This is a genomic window from Novosphingobium sp. BL-S-34 (assembly GCF_056857015.1).
Genome location: NZ_CM166473.1, coordinates 61688 through 85510, shown reverse-complemented (window position 1 = coordinate 85510; position 23823 = coordinate 61688). Strand labels below are relative to the sequence as shown.

Annotated in this window: 17 protein-coding genes; 11 read left to right on the top strand and 6 right to left on the bottom strand. The window is 67.8% G+C overall.

The window, feature by feature from the left end; all coding sequences use genetic code 11:
• Positions 1-11: 11 nt before the first annotated feature.
• From AC1VV3_RS14780 to mddA, 4 genes are all read left to right on the top strand, one after another.
• On the top strand, positions 12-1565 hold the full coding sequence (locus AC1VV3_RS14780; protein ID WP_482962664.1) for a tryptophan halogenase family protein: 1554 nt from the start codon (positions 12-14) through the stop codon (positions 1563-1565).
• A complete protein-coding gene (locus tag AC1VV3_RS14775) occupies positions 1562-3856 on the top strand; it encodes a beta-glucosidase family protein (protein WP_482962663.1) in 2295 nt (764 codons plus the stop codon). The genes AC1VV3_RS14780 and AC1VV3_RS14775 overlap by 4 nt, the downstream gene beginning before the upstream one ends.
• 93 nt (positions 3857-3949) lie before the next feature.
• A complete protein-coding gene (locus tag AC1VV3_RS14770; RefSeq protein ID WP_482962662.1) occupies positions 3950-6463 on the top strand; it encodes a glycoside hydrolase family 3 N-terminal domain-containing protein in 2514 nt (837 codons plus the stop codon).
• 201 nt (positions 6464-6664) lie between these two features.
• A complete protein-coding gene (gene mddA, locus AC1VV3_RS14765) occupies positions 6665-7420 on the top strand; it encodes a methanethiol S-methyltransferase (protein ID WP_482962661.1) in 756 nt (251 codons plus the stop codon).
• Here the strand turns inward: mddA and AC1VV3_RS14760 are convergent.
• The 3 genes from AC1VV3_RS14760 to AC1VV3_RS14750 all read right to left on the bottom strand — a co-directional run bounded on the left by AC1VV3_RS14760 (position 7401) and on the right by AC1VV3_RS14750 (position 10846).
• Entirely contained in the window at positions 7401-7778 is a 378-nt protein-coding gene (locus AC1VV3_RS14760; RefSeq protein ID WP_134095945.1) for a VOC family protein, read from the bottom strand. The genes mddA and AC1VV3_RS14760 overlap by 20 nt on opposite strands.
• A gap of 85 nt (positions 7779-7863) precedes the next feature.
• Positions 7864-9987, bottom strand: coding sequence for an acetate--CoA ligase family protein (locus tag AC1VV3_RS14755; RefSeq protein ID WP_482962660.1), 2124 nt, complete (start codon positions 9985-9987; stop codon positions 7864-7866).
• 25 nt (positions 9988-10012) lie between these two features.
• Positions 10013-10846: a p-hydroxycinnamoyl CoA hydratase/lyase gene (locus AC1VV3_RS14750; protein WP_132268873.1), complete on the bottom strand. Its 834-nt coding sequence runs from the start codon at positions 10844-10846 to the stop codon at positions 10013-10015.
• A 77-nt stretch (positions 10847-10923) separates the two neighbouring features.
• Between AC1VV3_RS14750 and AC1VV3_RS14745 the strand changes: the two genes are divergently transcribed.
• The gene (locus AC1VV3_RS14745) at positions 10924-11334 is read left to right on the top strand and encodes a MarR family winged helix-turn-helix transcriptional regulator (RefSeq protein ID WP_132268875.1); all 411 of its coding nucleotides are present in this window, start codon (positions 10924-10926) and stop codon (positions 11332-11334) included.
• Between the two features lie 52 nt (positions 11335-11386).
• On the opposite strand, the gene AC1VV3_RS14740 is transcribed toward AC1VV3_RS14745, so the two are convergent.
• Complete coding sequence (locus AC1VV3_RS14740) at positions 11387-12784, bottom strand: aldehyde dehydrogenase (RefSeq protein WP_482962659.1); 1398 nt, start codon at positions 12782-12784, stop codon at positions 11387-11389.
• Positions 12785-12954: 170 nt separating this feature from the next.
• Here AC1VV3_RS14740 and AC1VV3_RS14735 point away from each other — a divergent pair, with 170 nt between their 5' ends.
• From AC1VV3_RS14735 to AC1VV3_RS14720, 4 genes are all read left to right on the top strand, one after another.
• Positions 12955-13833, top strand: a complete 879-nt coding sequence (locus tag AC1VV3_RS14735; RefSeq protein WP_482962658.1) for a LysR family transcriptional regulator — start codon at positions 12955-12957, stop codon at positions 13831-13833.
• A gap of 266 nt (positions 13834-14099) precedes the next feature.
• Positions 14100-14924 carry an alpha/beta fold hydrolase gene (locus AC1VV3_RS14730; protein WP_482963144.1) on the top strand — a complete coding sequence of 275 codons (825 nt, stop codon included), beginning with the start codon at positions 14100-14102 and terminating at the stop codon, positions 14922-14924.
• A gap of 71 nt (positions 14925-14995) precedes the next feature.
• Positions 14996-15622, top strand: coding sequence for a pyridoxamine 5'-phosphate oxidase family protein (locus AC1VV3_RS14725; protein WP_482962657.1), 627 nt, complete (start codon positions 14996-14998; stop codon positions 15620-15622).
• Positions 15622-16092 (top strand): nuclear transport factor 2 family protein, encoded by a 471-nt coding sequence (locus tag AC1VV3_RS14720; protein ID WP_482962656.1) that lies wholly within the window; start codon positions 15622-15624, stop codon positions 16090-16092. Before AC1VV3_RS14725 ends, AC1VV3_RS14720 begins: the two co-directional genes overlap by 1 nt.
• A gap of 64 nt (positions 16093-16156) precedes the next feature.
• Here the strand turns inward: AC1VV3_RS14720 and AC1VV3_RS14715 are convergent, their stop codons facing one another.
• Together AC1VV3_RS14715 and AC1VV3_RS14710 are read right to left on the bottom strand one after the other, a co-directional pair.
• Positions 16157-17707 carry a S10 family serine carboxypeptidase-like protein gene (locus AC1VV3_RS14715; protein ID WP_482962655.1) on the bottom strand — a complete coding sequence of 517 codons (1551 nt, stop codon included), beginning with the start codon at positions 17705-17707 and terminating at the stop codon, positions 16157-16159.
• Between the two features lie 16 nt (positions 17708-17723).
• Positions 17724-18992 (bottom strand): aminotransferase class V-fold PLP-dependent enzyme, encoded by a 1269-nt coding sequence (locus tag AC1VV3_RS14710; protein WP_482962654.1) that lies wholly within the window; start codon positions 18990-18992, stop codon positions 17724-17726.
• A gap of 174 nt (positions 18993-19166) precedes the next feature.
• Between AC1VV3_RS14710 and AC1VV3_RS14705 the strand changes: the two genes are divergently transcribed.
• Together AC1VV3_RS14705 and AC1VV3_RS14700 are read left to right on the top strand one after the other, a co-directional pair.
• Positions 19167-20660: a S10 family serine carboxypeptidase-like protein gene (locus AC1VV3_RS14705; protein ID WP_482962653.1), complete on the top strand. Its 1494-nt coding sequence runs from the start codon at positions 19167-19169 to the stop codon at positions 20658-20660.
• 150 nt (positions 20661-20810) lie between these two features.
• Positions 20811-23819, top strand: coding sequence for a TonB-dependent receptor domain-containing protein (locus tag AC1VV3_RS14700; protein WP_482962652.1), 3009 nt, complete (start codon positions 20811-20813; stop codon positions 23817-23819).
• The last annotated feature ends 4 nt before the right edge of the window (positions 23820-23823 follow it).

Sequence of the window (23823 nt, the reverse complement as noted above, 5' to 3'; positions counted from 1 at the left end):
AAGGAAAGAACATGACGACCGACTATCCCTCCTCCGGTCGCGTCGTCATCCTGGGCGGCGGTACGGCCGGTTGGCTGGCCGCCGCCTACCTTTCCCGCACGTTGAAGCTGCCGAACGTCACGCTGGTCGAATCCAGCGAGATCGGCATCATCGGCGTGGGGGAGGGGACTTTTCCCACGATCCGCACGACACTGGCGGGCCTGGGGATCAGCGAGGCGGAATTCCTGGTCCGTGCTGACGCCACCTTCAAGCAGGGCGTGCTGTTCGACGGCTGGGCCACCGGCACCGACAGCTATTTCCATCCGTTCAACCTTCCCGTGGGCGGCGAGGACGAAGCGCTGCTGCCGCACTGGATCGCCGATGACAGCGGCCAGCGCCTGCCCTGGGCCGATGCCGTCACCGTGCAGGAGCAAGTGATCCGCGCCGGACGCGGTCCCAAGCGGGTCGAAGACCCCGACTTCTCCGGCCCGATGAACTATGCCTACCACTTCGACGCGGCCCGCTTCGCCGATTACTTGCGCGACATATCCGTCGCCGCCGGGGTCGACCGCATCGAAGGAACCGTCGCCACCGTGGAGCGTGCGGACGATGGCGATATCGCCGCGCTCGTGCTGGCCGATGGCCGCCGCGTGGAAGGCGACTTCTTCCTGGATTGCTCGGGCTTCCGCTCGCTGCTGATCGGCCAGACGCTGGGAGCGGGCTTCACCTCCTGCGCCGGCAGCCTGTTCAACGACCGCGCCCTGGCCATGCAGGTGCCTTATGCCGAACCCGGCGCGCCGGTGCGCCCCTATACTCTGGCCACCGCGCACGAGGCGGGCTGGACCTGGGAAATCGGCCTCAGCGAACGGCGCGGCATCGGCTATGTCTACTCCAGCCGCCATTGCTCGGACGAAGAGGCGGAAGCGACCCTGCGCCGCTATGTCGGCAGCGAAGGCGACAGCCTGACCCCGCGCCAGCTGCGCTTCGAAACCGGCTACCGCGAGACCCAGTGGATCGGCAACTGCGTGGCCGTGGGCCTTTCCGCCGGCTTCTTCGAGCCGCTGGAATCGACCGGCATCATGCTGATCGAGGCCGCGCTCAAGATGATCGGCGAATTCCTCGTTCCCGGCAGCCGCGCCGCCCGCGACGCCGCCGCGCGCAGCTTCAACCGGCTGATGGCGGCCCGCTTCGAGCGCATCGTCCATTTCCTCAAGCTGCACTACTGCATCACCCGGCGCACCGACACCGCCTATTGGCGCGACAATGCCGATCCGGCCTCCATTCCCGAAGCCTTGCAGGACATGCTGGCGCAGTGGCGCCACCGCCCGCCCTCGCGCTTCGACTTCGTGGTGGATCTCGAGACCTTCCTGCCGCCAAGCTACCACTACATCCTCTACGGCATGGGCTTCGAAACCAGCCTTTCCGCCGGTGCGGCCCGCTATCCCGGTGGCGCCGCCGCGCGCGATGTCTTCTCCCGCGTCCGCAGCGCCCATGCCGGCGCCCGCGGTGCCCTGCCCGACCACCGCGCCCTTCTCGACCATTATCACGCTCGCTCGGCCCCCCAGCCCAACAAGGTTTTCCGATGATTTCTGCCACCAAGACTGCCCTGATCGCCGGCCTCATGGGCGGCGCCAGCCTGAGCGCACCGGCGCTGGCTCAAAACGCGCCTGTTCAGAGCGCGCCTGTCCAGAGTGCTGGGGCCTCCACGTCCGCCGCGACCTCCCAGGCCCGCGCCGATGCCCTCGTCAAGCAGATGACGCTGGAAGAGAAGCTGCAGCTGGTCCACGGGTTCTTCCCGCCCCTGGCCAAGCCGGCGGTGCCCATCGCGATGATCCCCTCTGCCGGCCATATCCCCGGCATTCCGCGCCTGGGCATCCCGACCCTGCGGGAGAGCGACGCCAGCCTCGGCGTCGCCAACCAGATCGAGCAGCGCAAGGGCGACGTCGCCACCGCGCTCCCGGCCAGCATCGCCACCGCCGCCACGTTCAACCCGAAGCTCGCTTATGAAGGCGGCGCGATGATCGGCGCCGAAGCCCGCGCCAAGACCTTCAACGTGCTGCTGGCCGGCGGCGTCAACCTGACCCGCGACCCCTGGAACGGCCGCAATTTCGAGTATCTCGGCGAAGACCCGCTGCTCGCCGGCGTCATGGTGGGCCAGCACATCAAGGGCGTGCAGAGCAACCACATCGTCTCCACCATCAAGCACTTCGCGCTCAATTCGCAGGAAACCGGCCGCACCGTGCTCGACGCCCGGATCGGCACCGCCGAACTGCGCGAGAGCGACCTGCTGGCTTTCCAGCTCGGCATCGAGGCCGGCAATCCCGCCTCCGTCATGTGCGCCTACAACAAGGTCAATGGCGACTATGCCTGCGAGAACGACTGGCTGTTGAACAAGGTGCTCAAGCAGGACTGGGCCTACAAGGGCTGGGTCATGTCCGACTGGGGCGCGGTCCATTCCACCGAGAAGGCCGCCATCAACGGCCTCGACCAGGATTCCGGCCAGGAACTGGACGACCAGATGTTCTTCGACGCCAGGTTCGCCGAAGCGGTGAAGGGCGGGCGCATCCCGATGGCCCGACTTGACGACATGGTGCGCCGCATCCTGTTCGGCGTGATCGACAGCGGCTTGATGGACAATCCCGTTCCCGAGAGCGCCCAGCAGATCGACTATGCGGCTCACGCCGAAGTCGCCCAGCGCGCGGCCGAGGAAGGCATCGTCCTGCTCAAGAACCAGGGCGACCTGCTGCCTCTTGCCAGGACCGCGAAGAAAATCGTGCTGATCGGCGCTCATGCGGACGTCGGCGTGCTTTCGGGCGGCGGGTCCTCGCAGGTCCGCTCCGTAGGCGGCGCGCCGGTCGAAATCCCCCTGACCAAGGGCGCCGCCGCCTCCTTCGCACGGATCACCTGGCATGCCTCCTCGCCGCTGAAAGCGATCCAGGCCCTCGCGCCGGGTGCCAGCGTCACTTATGTCGACGGCAGCGACCCCAAGGCGGCAGCCGCCGCCGCGAAGGGCGCGGACATGGCGCTCGTCTTCGCCTGGGCCTGGCGCACCGAGGCGCAGGACCCCGAGAGCATGGCCCTGCCCGACAACCAGGACGCGCTGATCGATGCCGTCGCGGGCGCCAACAAGAAGACGCTGGTGGTCGTCGAAGCGGGCGGTCCGGTGCTGATGCCCTGGGTGAACCGCGTGCCCGCCATCCTCCAGGCCTGGTATCCCGGCCAGCGCGGGGGCGAGGCGATCGCCAATATCCTGTTCGGCGCGGTCGATCCTTCGGGCCGCCTGCCGATGACGTTCCCGGTCGGCATCGATCAGGCTCCGCGCCCGCAGCCGCTCGGCCTGGCCGAACTCCACGCCGCCGAAGCGCGGCGCAGCGCCGGGGACAAGACCGTCTACGGCATGAGCGGCGGCGTCGCCTCCTTCCCGGTCGACTACCCGGAGGGCGCCGATGTCGGCTACCGCTGGTATGCCGCGAAGAACGAAAAGCCGCTGTTCCCCTTCGGCTTCGGCCTTACCTACACCAGCTTCCGCTACGCCAACCTCGAGGTGTCCGGCGGCGCCAGGCTGACCGTCGCCTTCGACGTGACCAACAGCGGCAAGCGCGAAGGCGCCGACGTGCCGCAGCTCTATGTCGAGACGAAAAGCGCCGCAGGCACGAGCGCCTATCGCCTGGCCGGGTTCGAGAAGGTCTGGCTCAAGCCCGGCGAGACCCGTCACGTCTCGCTGACCGTCGATCCGCGCGTGATCGCCCGTTTCGACAACGCCGCGCCCGGCTGGATCGTCGATGCCGGCGCCTATCGCCTGCGCATCGGCCACTTCGCCGGTGACGCCGCTCTCGAAGGCGCCGCCAATCTCGACCGGGTGACCGCCAGGCCGTGACGACCAAGCCCTGATACCCCCGGCGGCGGCACCGGCTTCCCGCCGGCGCGCCGCCACAGCCCCATCCTGACGCCCGCCCTCACAGGAGACCTCATGACCCGCCGTTTCCCAGCCGCTTCCCTGTCGATCCTCGCCCTGGCGCTGACCGGAGCGGCGGGCGCGCAATCTGCGTCTCCTCAGACCGCCTCTCAGGCAGCCTCCCCAGTGGCCAATCCGGCGATCTGGCCCAAGGTGAACGCCCAGCCGAAGCGGGATCCCAAAGTGGAAAAGCGCGTCGATGCGCTGATCCAGGCGATGTCCCTGGAAGACAAGGTCGGCCAGATCATCCAGGTCGACATCGGCTCGATCAAGCCCGCGGACGTGGTCACCTACAAGATCGGTTCGGTGCTGAACGGCGGCAACAGCGGCCCATATGACGACGAATATGCCTCGCCCGCCAAGTGGCTGAAGCTGGCGGACGAGTTCTACGACGCCTCGATGACCCGCAGCGATTCTCGCCCGAAGGTTCCCATCATCTGGGGCACGGATTCGGTCCACGGCAACAACAACATCGTCGGCGCCACGCTGTTCCCGCACAACATCGGCCTTGGCGCCGCCAGGGACCGCGATCTCATCCGCAAGATCGGTGAAGTGACCGCGCTAGAAACGGCGGCGGCCGGGCTCGACTGGACGTTCGCGCCCACGCTCGCCGTCGTGCAGGACGACCGCTGGGGCCGCACGTACGAAAGCTATGGCGAAGAGCCGGAGATCGCGGCGGACTATGCCGGCGCCATGATCGAAGGCGTGCAGGGCAAAGTCGGCACCAAGGACTTCCTCGCCCCCAACCACCTGATCGCCACCACCAAGCATTTCCTGGGCGACGGCGGCACCGGCGGCCGGGACCAGGGCGACACGCGGATTTCCGAACAGGTTCTGCGCGACGTCCATCTCGGCGGCTATCCCGCCGCGATCGAGGCCGGCACCCAGTCGGTCATGGCCAGCTTCTCCAGCTGGAACGGCGAAAAGATGAGCGGCAACAAATCGCTCCTCACCGGCGTGCTGAAGGACCGCATGGGTTTCGACGGCTTCGTGGTGGGTGACTGGAACAGCCACGGGCAGGTCGAAGGCTGCACCAACGAGGATTGCCCCCAGGCGATCAACGCCGGGCTGGACATGTTCATGTATTCCGGGCCGGGCTGGAAGCAGCTCTACGACAATACCCTGCGCGAGGCGAAGGACGGCACCATTCCCATGGCCCGCCTGGACGATGCCGTGCGCCGCATCCTGCGCGTGAAGCTGCGCGCGGGTACGTTCGAGCGCGGCCGCCCCTCGTCCCGCGTGGCGGCCGGCAAGTTCGACGTGATAGCCAGCGCCGCCCACAAGGCCATTGCGCGGCAGGCGGTGCAGGAATCGCTGGTCCTGCTCAAGAACGAGGGCGTGCTGCCGCTGAAGCCCAGCGCCAATATCCTGGTGGCGGGCAAGGCGGCCGACAGCGTGAGCCAGCAGGCCGGCGGCTGGTCGATCACCTGGCAGGGCGCTGACCTGCCCAACTCCGCGTTCCCCAATGCCACCACCATCTGGAAGGGCATCGAGGACACCGTGAAGGCTGCAGGCGGCACCGCGACTTACGCGCCGGACGGCACATTCGCGAAGAAGCCCGACGCTGCGATCGTGGTCTTCGGCGAAACGCCCTATGCCGAGTTCAAGGGCGACATTCCCAACCTGGAATACAGCCCCGGAGACAAGCCGGACCTGGCGACGCTGAAGCGCCTCAAGGCGGCGGGCATTCCGGTCGTTGCCGTGTTCCTGTCCGGCCGCCCGCTATGGGTGAATGCGGAGCTGAACGCCTCGGACGCCTTCGTCGCGGCGTTCCTGCCGGGCAGCGAGGGCGGCGGCGTGGCCGACGTGCTGTTCGCCCGGGCCGACGGCGCGGTCGCTCACGACTTCAAGGGCAAGCTCAGCTTCTCCTGGCCCAAGCGCCCCGACCAATATGTGCTGAACCGCCGCGATCCGGGCTACGATCCCCTGTTCGCGTTCGGCTACGGCCTTTCCTATGCCCGCCCCGGCAAAGTGGGCAAGCTGGACGAAACCCGCCCCGCAGGCATGACCGAGGCGACCCCCGGCACGTTCTACGGCACCGGGCGGACTCCTCCGGGCTGGCAGTTCGACACGCAGCTGGTCAAGGAAACCGGCGTGGACCGGCGCGCGCAGGAAGATGCCCGCCTGTTCACCTGGGGAGAGCCGGGCGGCAAGGCGGCAAGCGGCACGGCAACAGGCCGCGTCGCCATCGTCGCGCCCCGCCCCATCGACCTCTCGCGCGAGAGCAACGGAGAGATCAGCCTGGTGATCCAGTACCGGCTGGAGGGCAAGCCCACCGGCCCGGTCACGCTGGGCATGGAGAGCGGCGGCAAGACGGTGGGCGTCCCGCTCACACAGACACTGGCCAAGGCGGCGCCGGGCACCTGGACCACGTTCGCCATCCCGCTGCAATGCTTCGCCAGCCGCGGCGCCGACATGCACGCCCTCACCGCGCCGCTGGTGCTGTCCGCCACCGGACCGTTCGCCATCGCCATCTCCGACGTGAAGCTGGACTATGTCTCGATGCCGATGAACGCCTGCGGCGGCTGAGGCCCGCAAGGGGCCGGAACGCATCTCCCCCGCTTTTCGGCCCCTCGGACATATTGAGTTCCACGCGCAGAAGTGATCTAATAGGCCCTGCACGCGTAGGCCCGGCCTGCAAGCGTCAGCCTGCGCAGAAAGGGTCCGTTACCCTGACGATGGGCCCTCTTGCCGGGCCATGGTGCTGGCCCCTGACGTTGGGACCTCGCCATGCACAAGGCAGCTTTTCTGGTCTACGCCCTGGTCGTCTACGGACTGTTCCTGGCGACCTTCCTCTATCTGATCGGCTTCCTCGGCAATGTTCCGGGTCTTCCCTTCACGGTGGACCGCGGACCGGGCGCTCCTCTCGCGGCGGCAGGGGTGCTCGATCTGGCGCTGATCGCGCTGTTCGGCCTCCAGCACAGCGTGATGGCGCGGCAGGGCTTCAAGCGGCGATGGACCCGGATCGTCCCGCCCCCGATCGAGCGCAGCACATATGTGCTCTTTGCCAGCCTCGCGCTGATCGTGCTGTTCCTGTTGTGGCGGCCCATCCCCGCGATCGTCTGGGATCTTTCCGGCCCGACGCCCCGCGCGCTGGTCTGGGCGCTGTTCGCCGCGGGCTGGGTGATCGTGCTGACGAGCACGTTCCTCATCGATCACTTCGAACTCTTCGGCCTGAGCCAGGTCATCCGCCACGCGCGCGGAGGAACGCCCGCCGCCCCGCGCATGCGCCAGCCGCTGTTCTACCGCGTCGTGCGCCATCCGCTCTATTCGGGCTTCTTCCTGGCGTTCTGGGCCGCGCCGACCATGACCGGCGGCCACCTGCTGCTGGCGCTGGGAATCTCGGCCTATATCCTGATCGCCATCCGCTACGAGGAGCGCGACCTGGTGCATCTGTTCGGCCACGACTACGAGAGCTATCGGCTGCGCGTGGGCATGCTGGTGCCGCGGTTCCCGGGGAAAGCTTCTAGGCCGCCGCGAAAGTGAGCGCCTCGATCTTGTTGCCGTCGGGATCGCGCACGAAGGCGGCATAGTAGTGACGGTCGTACTCCGGCCTCAGTCCGGGTGCCCCGTCGGCGCTGCCGCCGCTGGCGATCGCCACGCGGAAGAACGCCTCCACCGCCGCGCGCGCTTCCACTTCGAAAGCGATGTGGACGCCGTTGCCCGGCGTCGCCGCGCCGCCGTCTGCCGGGAGGTTGAGGCTGAACACGGTGATCCCCGCCCCGTAGCCGACCGCCTCATCCACATCCAGGGTCCGCGACAGCCCCAGCTCGCGCATGACCGGGTCATAGAAGGCGCGGGCGCGGGCGAGGTCGGACGTGCCGAGGGAAACGTGATGGAGCATGCCCGGGGAACGAGCGCCGGGCGATCCGGTTCCGGCGCGGGGGCTTTGCTGCCGCTTCGCCGGAACCGGATGACGGTCCGACCCGTCAGGCGGGACTGACGAGCATCAGCGCATCCAGCGCCACCGCGCCCTGCCCAGTGGGATGCAGGATCACCGGATTGAGGTCGATCTCCGCCAGCGAGGGCTCTGCCGCCAGGATCGCGCCCACTTGCGCTACCAGCCGCGCCAGCGCCGGTACATCGAGGGCCGGCGATCCGCGGTAGCCGGCCAGCAGCGGCGCGCTTTCAAGCTGCATCAGCTCCGCCGCGATCTGCTCCTGCGTCATGTCGGGCGTGAACAGGCGCACGTCCTGCAGGATTTCCGCCGCCACGCCGCCGAACCCGGCCAGGACCACCGGGCCCCATTCGGAATCGTTGCGACCGCCGACTATCATCTCCAGCCCGCGTGCGCCCATCTTCTCGATGAGAACGCCGTCCAGCACCAGCGCGGCATCGTAAGCGCCGACATTGGCATGGATACGCGTCCACGCCTGGGCCACCGCATCGGCATCCGCCAGCCCCAGGATCACCCCGCCCGCGTCGCTCTTGTGCCCCAGCGCCGCCGCCTGGGCCTTCATCGCCACCGGATAGCCCACCGCATCGGCAGCCGAAACGGCAGCCTCGGCGCCGTCCGCGAAGCGCCCTGCCGGGAACGCGAAGCCGAGCGGCGCCAGCAGTTCCTTCGCGCGGTACTCGGCGATCACGCCCTTGCGATCGCGCAGACCCGGGACCGGCATCGGGGCCGTCTCTGCCGCCTTGAGGTCGCGCGCCGCCAGCGCCCCCAGCCGCGCGAGCGCGCGGAAGGCCCGCTCATTGCTGGGGAAGCAGGGGATGCCCCGCGCCCGCAGCGCGGCGATATGCTCGGGTGGGATCGGGGCGCCTTCGTCCAGTCCGGCGAAGACCAGCGGCTTGTCGATCGTGCGGCCTTCCAGCGCGGCCAGGATCGCAGGCACCTTGATGGCGCACGTCACGGGATCGGTCTGGATGATCCCCGCCACCACGCCGCCGACGCGCGGATCGTCCAGCAGAGCGGCCAGCGTATGGGTGTATATCTCCGGCTGGCTCAACCCCTGCGCCGTGATGTCGAGTGGATTGCTGACCGGCACGAAAGGCGGCAGCGCGGCGCGCAGGGCCGGGGAATCCGCATCACCCAGCGGCGCAAGGGCAATGCCCAGCTCTTCCGCCAGATCGAGCGTCAGCGCCTTGAAGGCGCCGGACTCGCCCAGCACCGCCAGTTCCGCCTGCGCCAGCGCGGGCGCGCGCAGGAGCACTTCGGAGATATCGCCCAGCTCTTCCAGCGTTTCTGCGAAGACCACGCCGGCCCGCTCCACCTTGCGGCGCATCAGCTTGTAGTCGCCCGCCATGGCCCCGGTATGGGTCGCGGCGGATTCGCGCGCGGCGCTGGACTTGCCGGGGTGCAGCAGCACCACCTGCTTGCCTGCTTCGCGGGCACGGCGCGCCGCGGCCAGGAAGCGCGCGGGACGGCGGAACTGCTCCACGATCATGGCGATGACCTGGGTGTCGCCATCCTCGACCAGCCAGTCGACATAGTCCTCGACGCCGCTGGCGGCCTCGTTGCCGGTCGAAACCGAATAGCTGATCGCCAGGTCGCGCGCCTGGAAGGTGGTGCAGAGCACGGCCGCCATCGCGCCCGATTGCGACACCACCGCCACCGCGCGGCGGCCCGACGGGGCGACCGTGTCGGTCTCCACGAAGGTCAGCGGTATGCCGTCTACATGGTTGACCAGGCCCAGGCAGTTCGGCCCCTCGATCACCATGCCGTGCTCGGCGGCGATGCGGGCGATTTCCGCCTGCTGCGCCTTGCCCTCTTCACCGCCTTCGGCAAAGCCTGCCGAGAAGATGATCGCGCCGCCGCAGCCGCGCGCGGCCAGACCGCGCACGGCGTCCACCACGCCCGCCTGCGGGATCGCCAGGACCGCCACGTCGACGCCTTCGGGCAGAGCCTCCACGGAAGGCAGGCAGGTGCGGAAACCGATCGTCTCGCGCTTGGGGTTGATGGGATAGACCTCCCCCGCGAACGCGTTGCGGTCGAGATTGCCCAGCACCGAGGCGCCGAGCGCCCCGGGCTTGTCGCTTGCACCCACCACCGCGACCGAGCGCGGCCGCAGCAGACGCGCGATCGCGTCCCTCGGCAGGGTTCTTTCGTTCATCGCTGCCTCTCCCAGGGCCTGGCGCTCAGCGCGCCTTGTTCAGATCGTAGGCGCCGAGACCGGGCTTGTACGTCTTGTCGTCGATGAATTGGCGGGTGGCTTCCTTGCGCCCCTCGCCATCGAAGAAGTTCGCCGCTTCCTGCGTGCGCACGAGGTAGTCCATCGAATTGTCGAAGGTCATCTCGCTCACCCGGCGGATCGCCCACTTGGTGCCGCGCAGGGCCACGGGGTTCTTGCCGAGCAGGACCGTGGCCACTTCGGTCACGCGCGCCTTCAGCTTCTCCGCCGGCACCGCTTCGTTGACGAGGCCCCATTCGGCGGCCTTCCGGCCATCGATGTTCTCGCCCATCATGGCGTGGTACATGGCGTTGCGGAAGCCGGTCAGCTCGACGATGATCTTGCTGGCTCCGCCGCCGGGCAGGATGCCCCAGTTGATTTCGGACAGGCCAAACTGCGCGTCTTCCGCGGCAACCGCCAGGTCGCAGCCGAACAGTGGGCCATAAGCGCCGCCGAAGCACCAGCCGTTGACCATCGCGATCGTCGGCTTCTCGTACCAGCGCAGGCGTTCCCACCAGCCATAGGCTTCGCGCTGGGCCTTGCGGACATGGCCGAGGCCCTTCTCTTCGTTTTCGCGGAAGTATTCCTTGAGGTCCATGCCGGCCGAGAAGGCGGTGCCCTCTCCGGTCAGCACCAGGACGCCCACGTCGTCACGGAATTCCAGCTCGTCGAGCACTTCCTTCATGCGCCGGTTGAGGCTGGGGCTCATGCAATTGCGCTTCTCGGGGCGATTGAACGAGACCCAGGCGATGCGGTTTTCGACGGTGTAGGAAACGGTATCGGTTTCAGCGCGGTCTTGCATGGCTATCCTCTTTCCTTGATTGCTGTCATGCATAGCAACACGATTGCTATCGTCAATAGCATAAACAACGAGGGACCATGACCGATCTTCTGGGGCAACTGCCGGGCTATGCGCTGCGCCGCGCCGCCAATGCCGTGATGGGCGAACTGGGCGACCTGCTGGGCGATCGCGGTTTCCGCATCACCGAGGCTGCCGTGCTGCTGCTGGTCCAGGACCGTTCGGACCTCACCAGCAGCCAGATCGGCAAGACGCTGGACATCCAGCGCGCCAACATGGTGCCGCTGCTGAACCGGCTGGAAGCGGCCGGCTGGATCCGCCGCGAGCCGCTGGACGGCAAATCGCTGGCGATCATGCTTACGCCCGAAGGGGCGGCAAAAGTCACGGAACTCGGTGAAGTGATCGAGGCGTTCGAGCAGAAGCTGCTGGACCGCGTGCCCGCCGAGCACCGCGACCACTTGCTCCCCGCGCTCAACGCCATCTGGCGATAGGCGGCGGGCGCGCCGCCGAAGTGGAGAGCGGGTTGCCCCGCTCTCGGTTCCCTCAGATCGGGTAGTGGCCCGGCTGCGTTTCCACCGTGATCCAGCGGGTCTCGGTGAAGCTGTCCAGGCCCTGCCGGCCGCCGAAGCGCCCATAGCCCGAGGCGCCGACGCCGCCGAAGGGCATCTGCGCCTCGTCATGCACGGTCGGGCCGTTGACGTGGCAGATGCCGGATCGGATGCGCCGCGCGACGCCCAGCCCGCGTGCGGTGTCGCGGGTGAAGACAGCGGCGGACAGGCCGTATTCGGTGTCGTTGGCCAGTTCGACGGCGTGGTCCTCGTCCCGCGCGCGGATCATGGCGACGACCGGGCCGAAGCTCTCGTCGCGGTAGAGGTTCATCGCCGAAGTCACGCCGTCCACCACGGTCGCGGGCATGAGCACGCTGTCCGCCGCGCCGCCCGTGAGGATGCGCGCGCCCTTGTCGGCGGCATCGGCGATCAGCGCATTGACGTGGTCCACGGTCTTGCGGTCCACCACGGCGCCGAGCGGGGTCTTGCCCTCACGCGGGTCGCCCGTGGTCATGGTGGAGACTTTCGCGGCGAACTTCTCCGCAAAGGCGTCCGCCACCGCATCGACCACGATGATCCGCTCGGTCGACATGCAGATCTGGCCCTGGTTCATGAAGGCGCCGAATGCCGCGGCCTTGACCGCCTCATCCAGGTCGGCGTCGTGCAGCACCACGAATGGCGCCTTGCCGCCCAGTTCGAGCAGACAGGGCTTGAGATGCTCGGCCGCGCGCTTGGCGATGATCTTGCCGACCGCGGTGGAGCCGGTGAAGTTGATGCGCTTCACGGCAGGCGCATCGATCAGCGCGCCCACCACTTCGGCCGCCTGGGCCGGGGCATTGGTGACGACGTTGACCACACCCTCGGGGAATCCGGCCTCGGCGAAAGCCTCGATGATCAGGGCATGGGTGCGCGGGCATTGCTCGCTGGCCTTGAGGATCACGGCATTGCCGCACGCCAGCGGCACGGCGATCGCGCGCACGCCCAGGATGATCGGGGCGTTCCAGGGCGCAATGCCCAGAATCACGCCCACCGGCTCGCGGATCGCCATGGCCAGGCAGCCCGGCTTGTCCGAGGGGATGATCTCGCCGGTGATCTGGGTGGTCAGCGAGGCCGCCTCGCGCACGATCCCGGCGGCCAGCGTCAGGTTGAACATGGCCCAGCCCGCGGTTGCGCCGATCTCGCCCATCATGGCATCGACGAACGCCTCCTTGCGCGCTTCCAGCGCATCGGCGGCCCGCAGCAGCACCGCGCGGCGCGCATTCGGCCCCAGCGCGCCCCAGGCTGGCTGCGCAGCGCCGGCCCGGGCGGCGATCGCAGGCATCTGTTCGGCCGTCATGGCCTCTGCGCTGGAGGCGACGTCGCCGGTCAGCGGATTGATGCGCTCGAACTTCATGGCGTGGATTCTCCCAAAGATTTAGCTATTGGCTATAGCATTAAACCGGGCCATGCAAGCGGCGCGCATCGGCTGACGGCCGCAAGGCGTTGACCGGCAGGCCCTGTTCCGCGCATCGTCCGCCCAGCGTTGCATGGCTGAAGGATGTGGAATTGGACCGGTGGCAAGCCATGAGGATCTTCGTCCGGGTGGCGGAAACGGCGAGTTTCGTCGAGGCGGCCCGGCAGATGCATCTCAGTCCGCCGGCCGTCACGCGGGCGGTGTCGGGCCTGGAAGAGGACATCGGGGTCAGGCTGCTGGTGCGAACGACGCGATCGGTGAAGATGACCGAAGCCGGCCAGCGCTATTTCGAGGATTGCCGCCGCATCCTGGCCGACATCGCCGAAGCGGAGGCTTCCGCGGCGGGATCGCACGGCAATCCCACCGGCACGCTCATCGTCACCGGGCCGATCATGTTCGGGCAGATGCACGTCCTGCCGATCCTGCTGGAATATCTCGACATGTTCCCACGCGTCACCGGCCGCAGCCTCTTCGTGGACCGGGGCGTCAACATCGTCGAGGAAGGGATCGATGTCGCCGTGCGGATCGGGCATCTCCCCGCCTCGGGCCTCAGCGCCACGCGCGTGGGCTGGGTGCGGCGGACGATCTGCGGCGCGCCTTCCTATTTCGAGCGGCACGGCGTGCCTCGCTCCCCAGCCGATCTCGCGGATCACCGCGTGATCGTGCCGACCGGCGCCTGGGTCTCCCCGGAGTGGCACTTCGGCCCCGACGGCCGGACCCGCGTGACCGTGCACCCGCGGCTGCTGTGCAATACCAACCAGGCCGCTATCGCCGCCGCCGAGCAGGGCTGGGGCATCACCCGCGTGCTGTCCTACCAGGTCGGCCCGGCGCTGGCGGCGGGGCGCCTGCAGTCCGTGCTGGACGATCATGCCGAAAGCCCGATGCCGATCCACGTCGTCCATGCCGAGGGGCGGCATGCCACCGCCAAAGTGCGGGCTTTCGTGGACCTGGCCGTCCAGCGCCTGCGCGGCAACGACCTGTTGCAGTGATGGGGCCATTATTCCTCAAACAGGAACAATGATTTCCGCAGACACCCGATTATCGAGATCGGGCATAAGAACTACTTCTTCCATCAGAGGCTGACGCAGCTCGCTCGGCCGCTCTCACGAAAGTGGAAGACATGACCAAGCCCCTGATGCCCGCCCCGATCCCCGAGACGTTCCAAGCCGCCACCCACAATACGGCCTCCGCCGCCGCCCACGATGCGGCCTCCGCCGCCATCCACTACCGCACCGCCACGGTCGAAGGCCTGACGATGGCCTATCGCGAAGCCGGCCCGGCGGACGCCCCGGTGGTGCTTCTGCTCCACGGCTTCCCCACGTCTTCGCACATGTTCCGCAACCTGATCCCGCTGCTGGCTGATGGCTACCGCGTGATCGCGCCGGACTATCCCGGCTTCGGCCAGAGCGACGCACCGGACCACACCGCCTTCGACTACAGCTTCGCCCACTATGCCGACCTGGTCGACGCCTTGCTGGAGCAGCTCGGCGCCGCGCGCTATGCCATGTATGTCATGGATTACGGGGCGCCCGTGGGCTACCGGCTGGCGCTGAAGCACCCCGAGCGCGTCACCGGACTGATCGTGCAGAACGGCAATGCCTATGACGAGGGGCTCGGCGCGTTCTGGGACCCGATCAAGACCTACTGGCAGAGCGGATCGGCCGAGGACCGCGAGGCGCAGGCCTGGCTGGTGACGCCCGAAGCCACCCGCTTCCAGTACACCGACGGCGTCCGCGACGTCACCCGCATCAGCCCGGACAACTGGGTCCACGACCAGGCCCTGCTAGACCGGCCGGGCAACCGCGAGATCCAGCTCGACCTGTTCTACGACTACCGCACCAATGTGCCGCTCTATCCCGCGTTCCAGCAGTTCTTCCGCGAACGCAGGCCGCCGACGCTGATCGTCTGGGGCAAGAACGACACGATCTTCCCCGAATCCGGCGCTCATCCCTACTTGCGCGACCTGCCCCAGGCCGAAATGCACATCCTAGACACCGGGCACTTCGCCCTGGAGGACAAGCTGGACGAGATGGCGCCGCTCATCCGCAGCTTCCTCGACCGTGAGGTGGCGACCCGCTGATCCGGGCCACAAGGGGGCCGGGCACCCGCCCGGCACCCTTTTCCCACCCGTCATCGCTTTGGAGATGGACCATGTCCTACGGATTTCTGGATATCGCCACGACGCCCGGCGTTCGCGCGGCCCAGGCGGAAATGGGCGCCGACCGCCAATGGGCCCACTTCGAGGGAGACCGCGAATTCGACCGCTTCACCGCGAACGAGGCGGCCTTCATCGCCGCGCGCGACAGCTTCTACATGGGGTCCGTATCCGAAGACGGCTGGCCCTATGTCCAGCATCGCGGCGGCCCCGCCGGCTTCCTCAAGCTGGTGGACGAACGGACGCTGGCCTTCGCCGACTATCGCGGCAACCGCCAGTACATCAGCACCGGCAACCTGGCCGCGAACGACCGGGCCTGCCTGATCCTGATGGACTATCCGCGCCGCATGCGGCTGAAGATCTATGCCCATGTCGAGAAGCTCTCGCTTGACGCCGATGCGGCGCTGACCGATCTCGTCATGGACCCCGGCTACAAGGCGCGGCCGGAGCGGATCTTCCGGTTGCGGCTGGCGGCGTTCGACTGGAACTGCCCCCAGCACATCACGCCCCGCTTCACCGAGCGGGAAATCGAACAGGCGGTCCGCCCGTTGCACGAGCGGATGGCCGAACTGGAGGCGGAGAACGCAGCCCTGCGCAGCCGCCTGGAAGAAGGACACGCATGATGGAAAACCCGCGCCCGCCGCTGCCGCCGTTCACTGCCGAAAGCGCGGCCGAGAAAGTACGCCTGGCCGAGGATGGCTGGAACAGCCGCGACCCTGCCCGTGTCGCGCTGGCCTATACGCCTGACAGCGCATGGCGCAATCGCGCCGAATTCCTGAACGGACGCCCGGCCATCGTCGCTTTCCTCACCGCCAAATGGCAGCGCGAACGCGACTACCGGCTGATCAAGGAACTCTGGGCCTTCCGCGAAAACCGCATCGCCGTGCGCTTCGCTTACGAATGGCACGACGACAGCGGCGACTGGTTCCGCTCCTATGGCAACGAGAACTGGGAGTTCGACGCCGATGGCCTGATGCGCAGGCGCCTGGCCTGCATCAACGACGCCCCCATCGCCGCGGCCGACCGGCTGTTCCACTGGCCGCTCGGGCGCCGTCCGGACGAGCACCGCGGCCTCAGCGACCTCGGGCTCTGACGATATCCGCTGCGCCGGGCGCGGTGTTGCGCTTCAGCGCACCCGGCCCGGCACATCGGGACGTTCAGCGGCCCAGCGTCCCGGCCCAGGCACGCATGTCCGCGGCAAAACGCGTCAGTTCGCCTTCGTCCTCGAACACCGAATGGCCCGCCGCATAAGTCTTCGAGGTGCGGCGATCCGGCCCGATCCCGGCATGGTCGAGCGCGAACTGCCCCGCCGCGACCGGCGTTGTGATGTCGTAGTAACCGCCAACGGTCATCAGCTTCATGTCCGGCTTGTCGGCCATGGCCCTGGCCAGGAAGGGCGCGAAGCGCACGGTGCGATAGACTTCGCCGCGGCCCCAGTCCCACTTGAAGTTGATGCCCAGGTTGAGCGTGCGATAGGCGCTCGGCAAGGGATAGCCCAGGTCCTTGCCGATGTAGTCGGCGATCAGATGGCCGGTCTCCCCGCCCAGCGTCATGGAAGGATCGTCGAAGGGCGGATGCATGTTGGATTCGGCAATGGCGCGCGTCGCGCGGCCGTCGAGCTGGCCGGTGCGCAGGCCCTTGGCGGAAAGCAGGCCGAGCATGAAGGATTGCCGGTCGAGCTGCAGCCCGTCCTTTTCCACCGTCGCCGCGGGGATCCCGATCAGTTCCGAGATGCGTGCGGCGATTTTCGCCCGGTCGGCCTCCGTCAGCGACGCGCCGGCGATGAGGGCGCGGGCATAGTCGTTCTCGGCAAAGGCGCGGGCTTCGGTGAAGTGCTCCGCCACCGACTTGCCCTTGCGGTCGACGGCCTGATGATACCAGGCGACGGCGGCGAGCGTGGGCAGGAGCGAAACGTCGGAGATCACGGGGCCGTCGTTGTCGCCCAGCGAGAGCGAGAACAGCGCCACGCCGTCGGGCAGCGGCAACTTCGCCTTGCTTTCGGCATCGAGCATGGCCAGCGCCCGTGCGGTGCCGTAGCTTTCGCCCACGATCGCGAAAGGCGCATCGGTGCGGCCATTGGCCCGGCGCCAGCGCTGCAACACGTCGGCCACGGCGGCGGCATCGCCGGAGACCGAGAACAAGCTGGTGGCGTCGGCGCCCTTCACCGGCATCGAGGCGCCGGTGCCCGGCGGATCGATGAACACCAGGTCGGCCACGTCGAGCAGGCTGTGCGGATTGTCGTCCAGCCGCGCGGCATCGCCCTTGCCGACGATCCGGCGTGGGCCGAAGGCGTTGAGGTGCAGCGGCGAGGACGATGCGCCGGGGCCGCCGTTGAAGAAGAACAGCACCGGCCGCTTCGCAGTGACCCCGGTGTGCTTCGCATGGGCCGCATTGCGCGCGACATAAGCGTAAGTGACGACCACCGCCGCCGTCTGCCCCTTGGCGTTCGCCACCGGCGTTTCGGTGACGATAGCGTCATAGCCCAGCTTTCGGCCGCCGAAAGTCCCCTGGTGGCGGGTGAGCACGACCCTGTCGCTGGCGGCAGGACGCTCCACCATCGGCTCCATGGCCTTGAGGAATACCGGCGGCATCGGCAGGCTTTCGTCCTGCGCCAGCAGCGGACCCGCGGGCAGGAGCGCGGCCAAAGGCAGGAGCGCGGAAAGGGCTAGCAGGCTGGAACGCGGGAAAACGGTCTTCTTGGCGGACATGGGGTCTGGTTCCAGATCAGGAGGAAGCCGGCAGCGCGGCGATCAGGCGTTCGATGTCGTCCATCGTGTTGAACCACGAAGGACAGATGCGGAACCGGTTGTGGCTGAGCGTAATCGCCACCCCGGCCCGGTTCAGCGGCTCGGCCAGCGCCTTGTGCGCATCCGGCAGGACGCATGTGAGCAAGGGGCTGCGACAGTCGCGCGGCGTGACGACCGTGTAGCCCTTGGCGGGCAGCGCTTCGTGCAGTCGGCGCAGCAGGGGCTGGCGATGGGCCATGATATTGTCCACGCCCAGTTCCAGCAGCTTCGCCAGGGACCAGTCGAGCTGGGCCATCACCGCGTGCGAATGCGTGCCCATGGCGAACAGGCCTTCGGCATCGCTGCGCGGCGTCATGTCGGCGATGGTCTCGCCGGGCTGGTCGTAGGGATAGACGTGCGGGTTGAAGCCATCGAGCTGATAGTAGCCGAAGCGCTTGCGCTTGAGGCGCGGCAGCCGGTCTGGGCGGACATAGAGGAAGCCCAGCCCGAAATCGCCCATGAGCCACTTGTAGCTGGCCGTCGCCGCGAAATCGACGCCGGTGGCCCTGACGTCGATCGGCACGGTGCCCGCCGCATGGATGATGTCGGCATAGACCAGCGCGCCGCGGGCATGGGCAATCTCGCAAATGCGCTTCAGGTCATGCTCGAAGCCGTTGTAGGTGGAGACGAGCGAGAGGCTGACCAGCTTCGTATCGGGACCGATCGCCTTCTCGTAGGCATCGGGATCGATCCGGCCTTCCGTCGGGCGGATCCAGCGCACGTCCACGCCTTGCTTGCCAAGCTGGTCGTAAAGCCAGAACGAGCCGAAGAAATGCAGCGTATCGGTCACCACGCTGCCTCTGGCGGCCGGCAGGTCGAGCGCATCGACGATCGATTGCTCTCCCGCGGTCGTGCTCTGGACGAACGCGAGGTCTTCCGGGGCCGCGTTGATGAGGCGGGCGAAGGCGGACTTGATGCGGACTTCGGTATCGTGGCTGGACCACTCGCGCATTTCGGTGCGGGTCCGGAAATAGGCGTCCACCGATGCCTTAGCCGGCAGGGGCACCGGATGCATCGTGCCGGAATCGAGGTAGACCTTGGCCATGGGCGCGAAGTCGCCCGCCCGTGAAAGCGAGCCGGCCGCAGCAGGCGCGGCCGCAAGGGCCTCTCCCGCCATTGCCGGGGCCAGCGGCAGGAGCGCCGAACCGCGCAGCAAGGTGCGGCGGGAAAGTGCGGTTTCGGCGGGCGAATCGGATCGCTGGATCATTTACGCATCCTAGGCAAAGGCTTGCGCATAAGAATTGCGCATTTCGGGCGTTGCTGCATCGGCAGTCAAGAACGCGTGCCGACGGTGATCGCGCGCCATCCCCTTTCGCGCATAAACTTGCCTCCACAACTCGGCTAGGGTCGGCGGGAAGCTGATCCCCGTGAAAGGTCCCAGATGCCTGCCAAGCCCAACCGCCTGCCTCGCCCGGCACGGATCTTCACCGCCCTGATCGCCGCCACACTGGGGGCCAATACCCCTACCCTGGGGAACAGCATCCCGGCCCATGCCGAACCAGCGGGCAGCGTCTGCACCCCTGCGGAATCCGGTGCCTCGGCCCGGCTCGGCCGCATGGACTATGCCGCCTGCGCCGGGACCATGGAGATCGGCGACCGCCAGACCGGCAAGCAGGCCGACTTGTTCTACACCGCCTACTTCGTAAAGGCCGCAAGCCCCGAAACGCGGCCCATCGCCTTCGTGTGGAACGGCGGGCCCGGCGCGGATTCGCGCCTGCTGCAGTTCCATGCCCTCGGCCCGCGAACGCTCAGGGGCGCCGCGCTGGCGGACAATCCCGGCAGCCCCCTGGCCGCGGCCGACCTGGTATTTCTCGATCCCGCCGGCACGGGCTTCAGCCGCGCCGCTTCCGAACGGGCGGCCAAGAGCCTCTATTCGACCACCGGAGACCTCTCCGCCACGACGGCGTTCATCCTGAACTTCCTCAAGAGCCGGGGGCGCGAGAAGGCGCCGGTCTATCTCGTCGGCGAGAGTTTCGGCACCTGGCGCGCGGCCGGCGTGGCGGAAGCCCTGATCGACGCGGGCCAGCCGGTCGCCGGGATCGCGCTCGTTTCCGGGGGGATACCGATGGGCGAGGAACGCGACCGGGCGCTGATGCGCGCGCTGACCCTGCCCAATCGCACGGCGACGGCGCTGGCCCTCGGCAAGCTCGACCCGGCGCTGGCGGCAAAGCCGGCCAAGACCCTTGCCGCTGCCGAGCAATGGGCGCGGGAGGTCTGGTATCCCGCCCTGGCCCATCCCGATGCCCCCGGCGACCGCACCCGCGTGGTGGCCGGCCTGGCGCGCTATACCGGGCTTGCACCGGCCGCGATCGACGCGAAGACGCTCTGGGTATCGCCGCGGGACTTCCGCACCAGGCTGCTGGCATCGGAGGGCAAGACGCTGGGCATCTTCGACATGCGCCGCACCGCGCCGCCGGCCGACGACAAGACCGACGAGAAGGCCGGCGATGCCGCGATCCTGGCCTTCTACCGCCAGACGCTGGGCTATCGGCAGGGCCAATACGCCGGGATCGACATTCCGGAGCTGCCGGTAGGCAACGACTGGCAATACGACCAATCGCCCATCACCAAAGAATCGCTCGCCCGCGCCATGGCCGGCGAAGGCCCGCCCAGCGCATCGCAGCCCTGGGTCCAGCGCGCTCTGGAGAAGGCGCCTGCCCTGCGGGTCCTGGTGGCGACCGGCCTTTACGATTCGCTTAACGGCTGCGCCGCAAACCGGCAGGCCGCCGCCGATTTTCCCGCCGCCCTGGCGGAGCGGATCACGGCGCACTGCTATCGCGGCGGCCACATGATGTACGAGGAGCCCGCAGAGGCCGTGCAATTCGCCAGCGACTTATCCGCCTTCTTCCGCAATTCACAACCCTCGGCAAAGTGAGGCTAGAAATTTCGCGATTCCGCTTCGGTGCGAAATTTCAATTCAAACAGCCTCACCCGCGCATCGCACAACGCAACCCCCTCGCTGCCCGCCTGCGCTAGTCTCTCGCTCAGGGATTAAAAACGCATAGAGCACATGAGGGGTAGTTCGATGATCCAGTCACGCATGGAGAGGGCCGGCCTGGCGGCGCTCATGGTTTCCACCGCCGTCGCCGCGCTGTTCGCCGCCCCGGCCTTCGCGCAGGACCTCGCGCCGGCTGCCGACGACAGCGCTTCCGCCGTGGACATCGTCGTCACCGGATCGCGCATTCGCCGCGACGCCTCGGACGAGACCGCCCCGCTCAATGTCGTGGACAGCCAGACGATCGCGGATCGCGGCTATATCAGCGCCTCGGAAGCGTTGAACCAGCTCACTTCGAACAGCCCCATGCTCAACCAGGCCGACGGCAGCGGCGAAGGCAGCGGTTCGGGCCAGCAGTTCCCCAACCTCTTCGGCCTGGGCGCCGGGCGCACGCTGACCCTGCTCAACGGCCGCCGCATGGTGACCAGCTCCTCGGGCCTGGGCGATGCCCAGGTGGACGCCAACATCATCCCGCTCGGCCTGCTGGACCGGGTGGAAGTGGTGCAGGGCGGCGGCGCGGCGGTCTATGGATCGGACGCCATCGCCGGCGTGGTCAACTACGTGCTGAAGGAAAGCTTCGAAGGCCTCGAACTCGATGGCCAGAACGGCATTTCCTCGCGCGGGGACTATCACACCTACAGCCTGCGCGGCACAGCGGGCAAGAACTTCGCGGACGGACGCGGCAATGTCGCCATCGACCTGAACTATGCCCAGTCGCCTACGCTGATGTTCGCCGCGCGCCCGCTTTCGGCGCTGGGCCGCCTGACGGTGAGCAACCCGGACGATACCGGCCCCAGCGACGGCATTCCCTCGGTCAAGGAACTGTTCGACGCGCACTTCTGGGAATTCAACTCGAACGGCGTGCTGTTCAACACGCCCGCCCCCTTCACGCGCTTCCTGACCCAGTCGAACGGCACGCCGCTGCAGTTCGATTCCAGCGGCAACGTGGTGCCCTACGATCCCGGTACCAGCGTGGGCATTCCCTTCTCCAGCGGCGGACAGGGCTTCGCCTATCGCGACCTGGCGGGGCTGCGCACCGGCGTCCAGCGCTTCACCGGCAACCTGATCGCGCACTACGACCTGACCGACGCGATCACCCTGCGCACCGAACTGCTCTATGCCCATACCGAAGGCACCGAGATCCCGCAGGGCCAGAGCCGCACGATCCTGAACTTCGGCACTTACGCGGGGCCGGTGGTCTTCACGATCGACAACCCCTACCTGACCGACCAGGCCAAGGCCGCGCTTTCCGCCGCCCGCCCGGCCTTCGCGGCCGGCGCGCCGCTGTTCCTGTCCAAGTATTTCCAGAAGCTGACGCCGGACAATCTCCAGCGCTACAAGACCGACACCTATCGCGCCCTGCTCGGCGTGGACGGTGAGTTCTCGGCCGGAAGCCGCAACTTCTACTGGTCGGTTTCCGGCAGCTATGCCCGGGTCGACGGTTCGCAGCGCCGCTGGGAAGTGGACAACGCCAAGTACGCGAACGCCATCGACGCGGTGCTCTCGGGAGGCCAGATCGTCTGCGGCATCAACGCCGACGCCGATGCCACCAACGACGACGCGGCCTGCGCGCCGATCAACCCCTTCGGCAACGGCAATGTCTCCAAGGCCGCGCAGAAGTACGTAAGCGTGCGCGCCGGACTGGACTATCGCAACGAGCAGACCGACATCCTCGCCACGCTCGGCGGTGACGTGGTCCGCCTGCCGGGCGGCACGGTGAAGTTCAGCCTGGCCTACGAGCACCGCGACGAGCAGGTTTCCTACAACCCGCTCGCCGCCAACCAGCAGGGCCTGTTCGGCGGCGGCACGCTGGAGATGGCGCAGTCGGCCGGGTACAATACCGACGAACTCTCCGGCGAACTGCTGATCCCGCTGATCGACAGCGCGATGAACGTGCCGATCGTGCGGATGCTGGAAGCCAGCGCGGCGGGCCGCCTGGTCGACAACTCGATCGCCGGCAAGGAGCAGGTCTGGGATCTCGGCCTGCGCTGGCAGCCGGTGGACGGCGTGACCCTGCGCGTCAGCCGCAGCCGCAACTTCCGCGCGCCCACCCTGGCGATGCTGTTCGCGCCGACGACGACCTCGCTCGGTTCGGTGGGCTACGACCCCTGCGACGCCGACCGCATCAACAGCGGCGCCAACCCTTCGGTACGCTATGCCAACTGCGTGGCCGCCTTCACCGCGAACGCGAACTACGGCGTAGAGGCCGACGGCACCAATGCGGGCCTCAGCCCGGCCGAACGCCTCGCCCGGTTCCAGGACCCGGCCGAGAACTTCGAGCGCGCCACCATCACCACGGGCGGCAACCCGAACCTGCGCAACGAGATCTCGGATACCTTCACGTACGGTATCGTGCTCCAGCCCAAGTTCATCCCCGGCCTGACGATCAGTGCGGACCGCATCGAGATCGACCTCAAGGACGGTCTTTCGGCCTTCACCACCGAGGACTTCACGGCCGCCTGCTATGACAACACCAACCCCGATCCGGCTGTCTGCAACGCGTTCTCGCGCATTGCCGCCTCGGACGGCGTGAGCCCGGGCGGCACGATCCTGGCCGGCACCACCACGACCTTCAACGCCGGTGTCGTCAAGTATCGCGGCGAAGTCTACGCCATCGACTACACCTTCGAGCCCGGCCGGATCGGCGCCTTCCACGTCGGCGTCAACGCCACGCACAACACGCTGCTGACCACCTCTGTCACCGGCGAGAACTATATCCGCACTGACAACACGTACGAGAAGCCCACCTGGGAAGGCCGCTTCAACCTGGACTGGACCAGGGGTCCGGTGCGGGTGAGCTACCAGGCCTACTACCTCGACAAGACCCGTGCCGCCTATGACGCCACGATCGAAACCAACCCCAACCCGATGCTGGACAGCAACCTGACGCACTCGATCTCGGCGCAAGTCGAAGCGGGCGCGATCACCTTCCGCGCCGGCATCGACAACTTCACCGACGAAGCGCCTTCCTACCCGCAGATCGCCTATGGCGACATCCTCGGCCGCCGATTCTGGATCGGCGCCAAGCTGAAGATGTGACGGG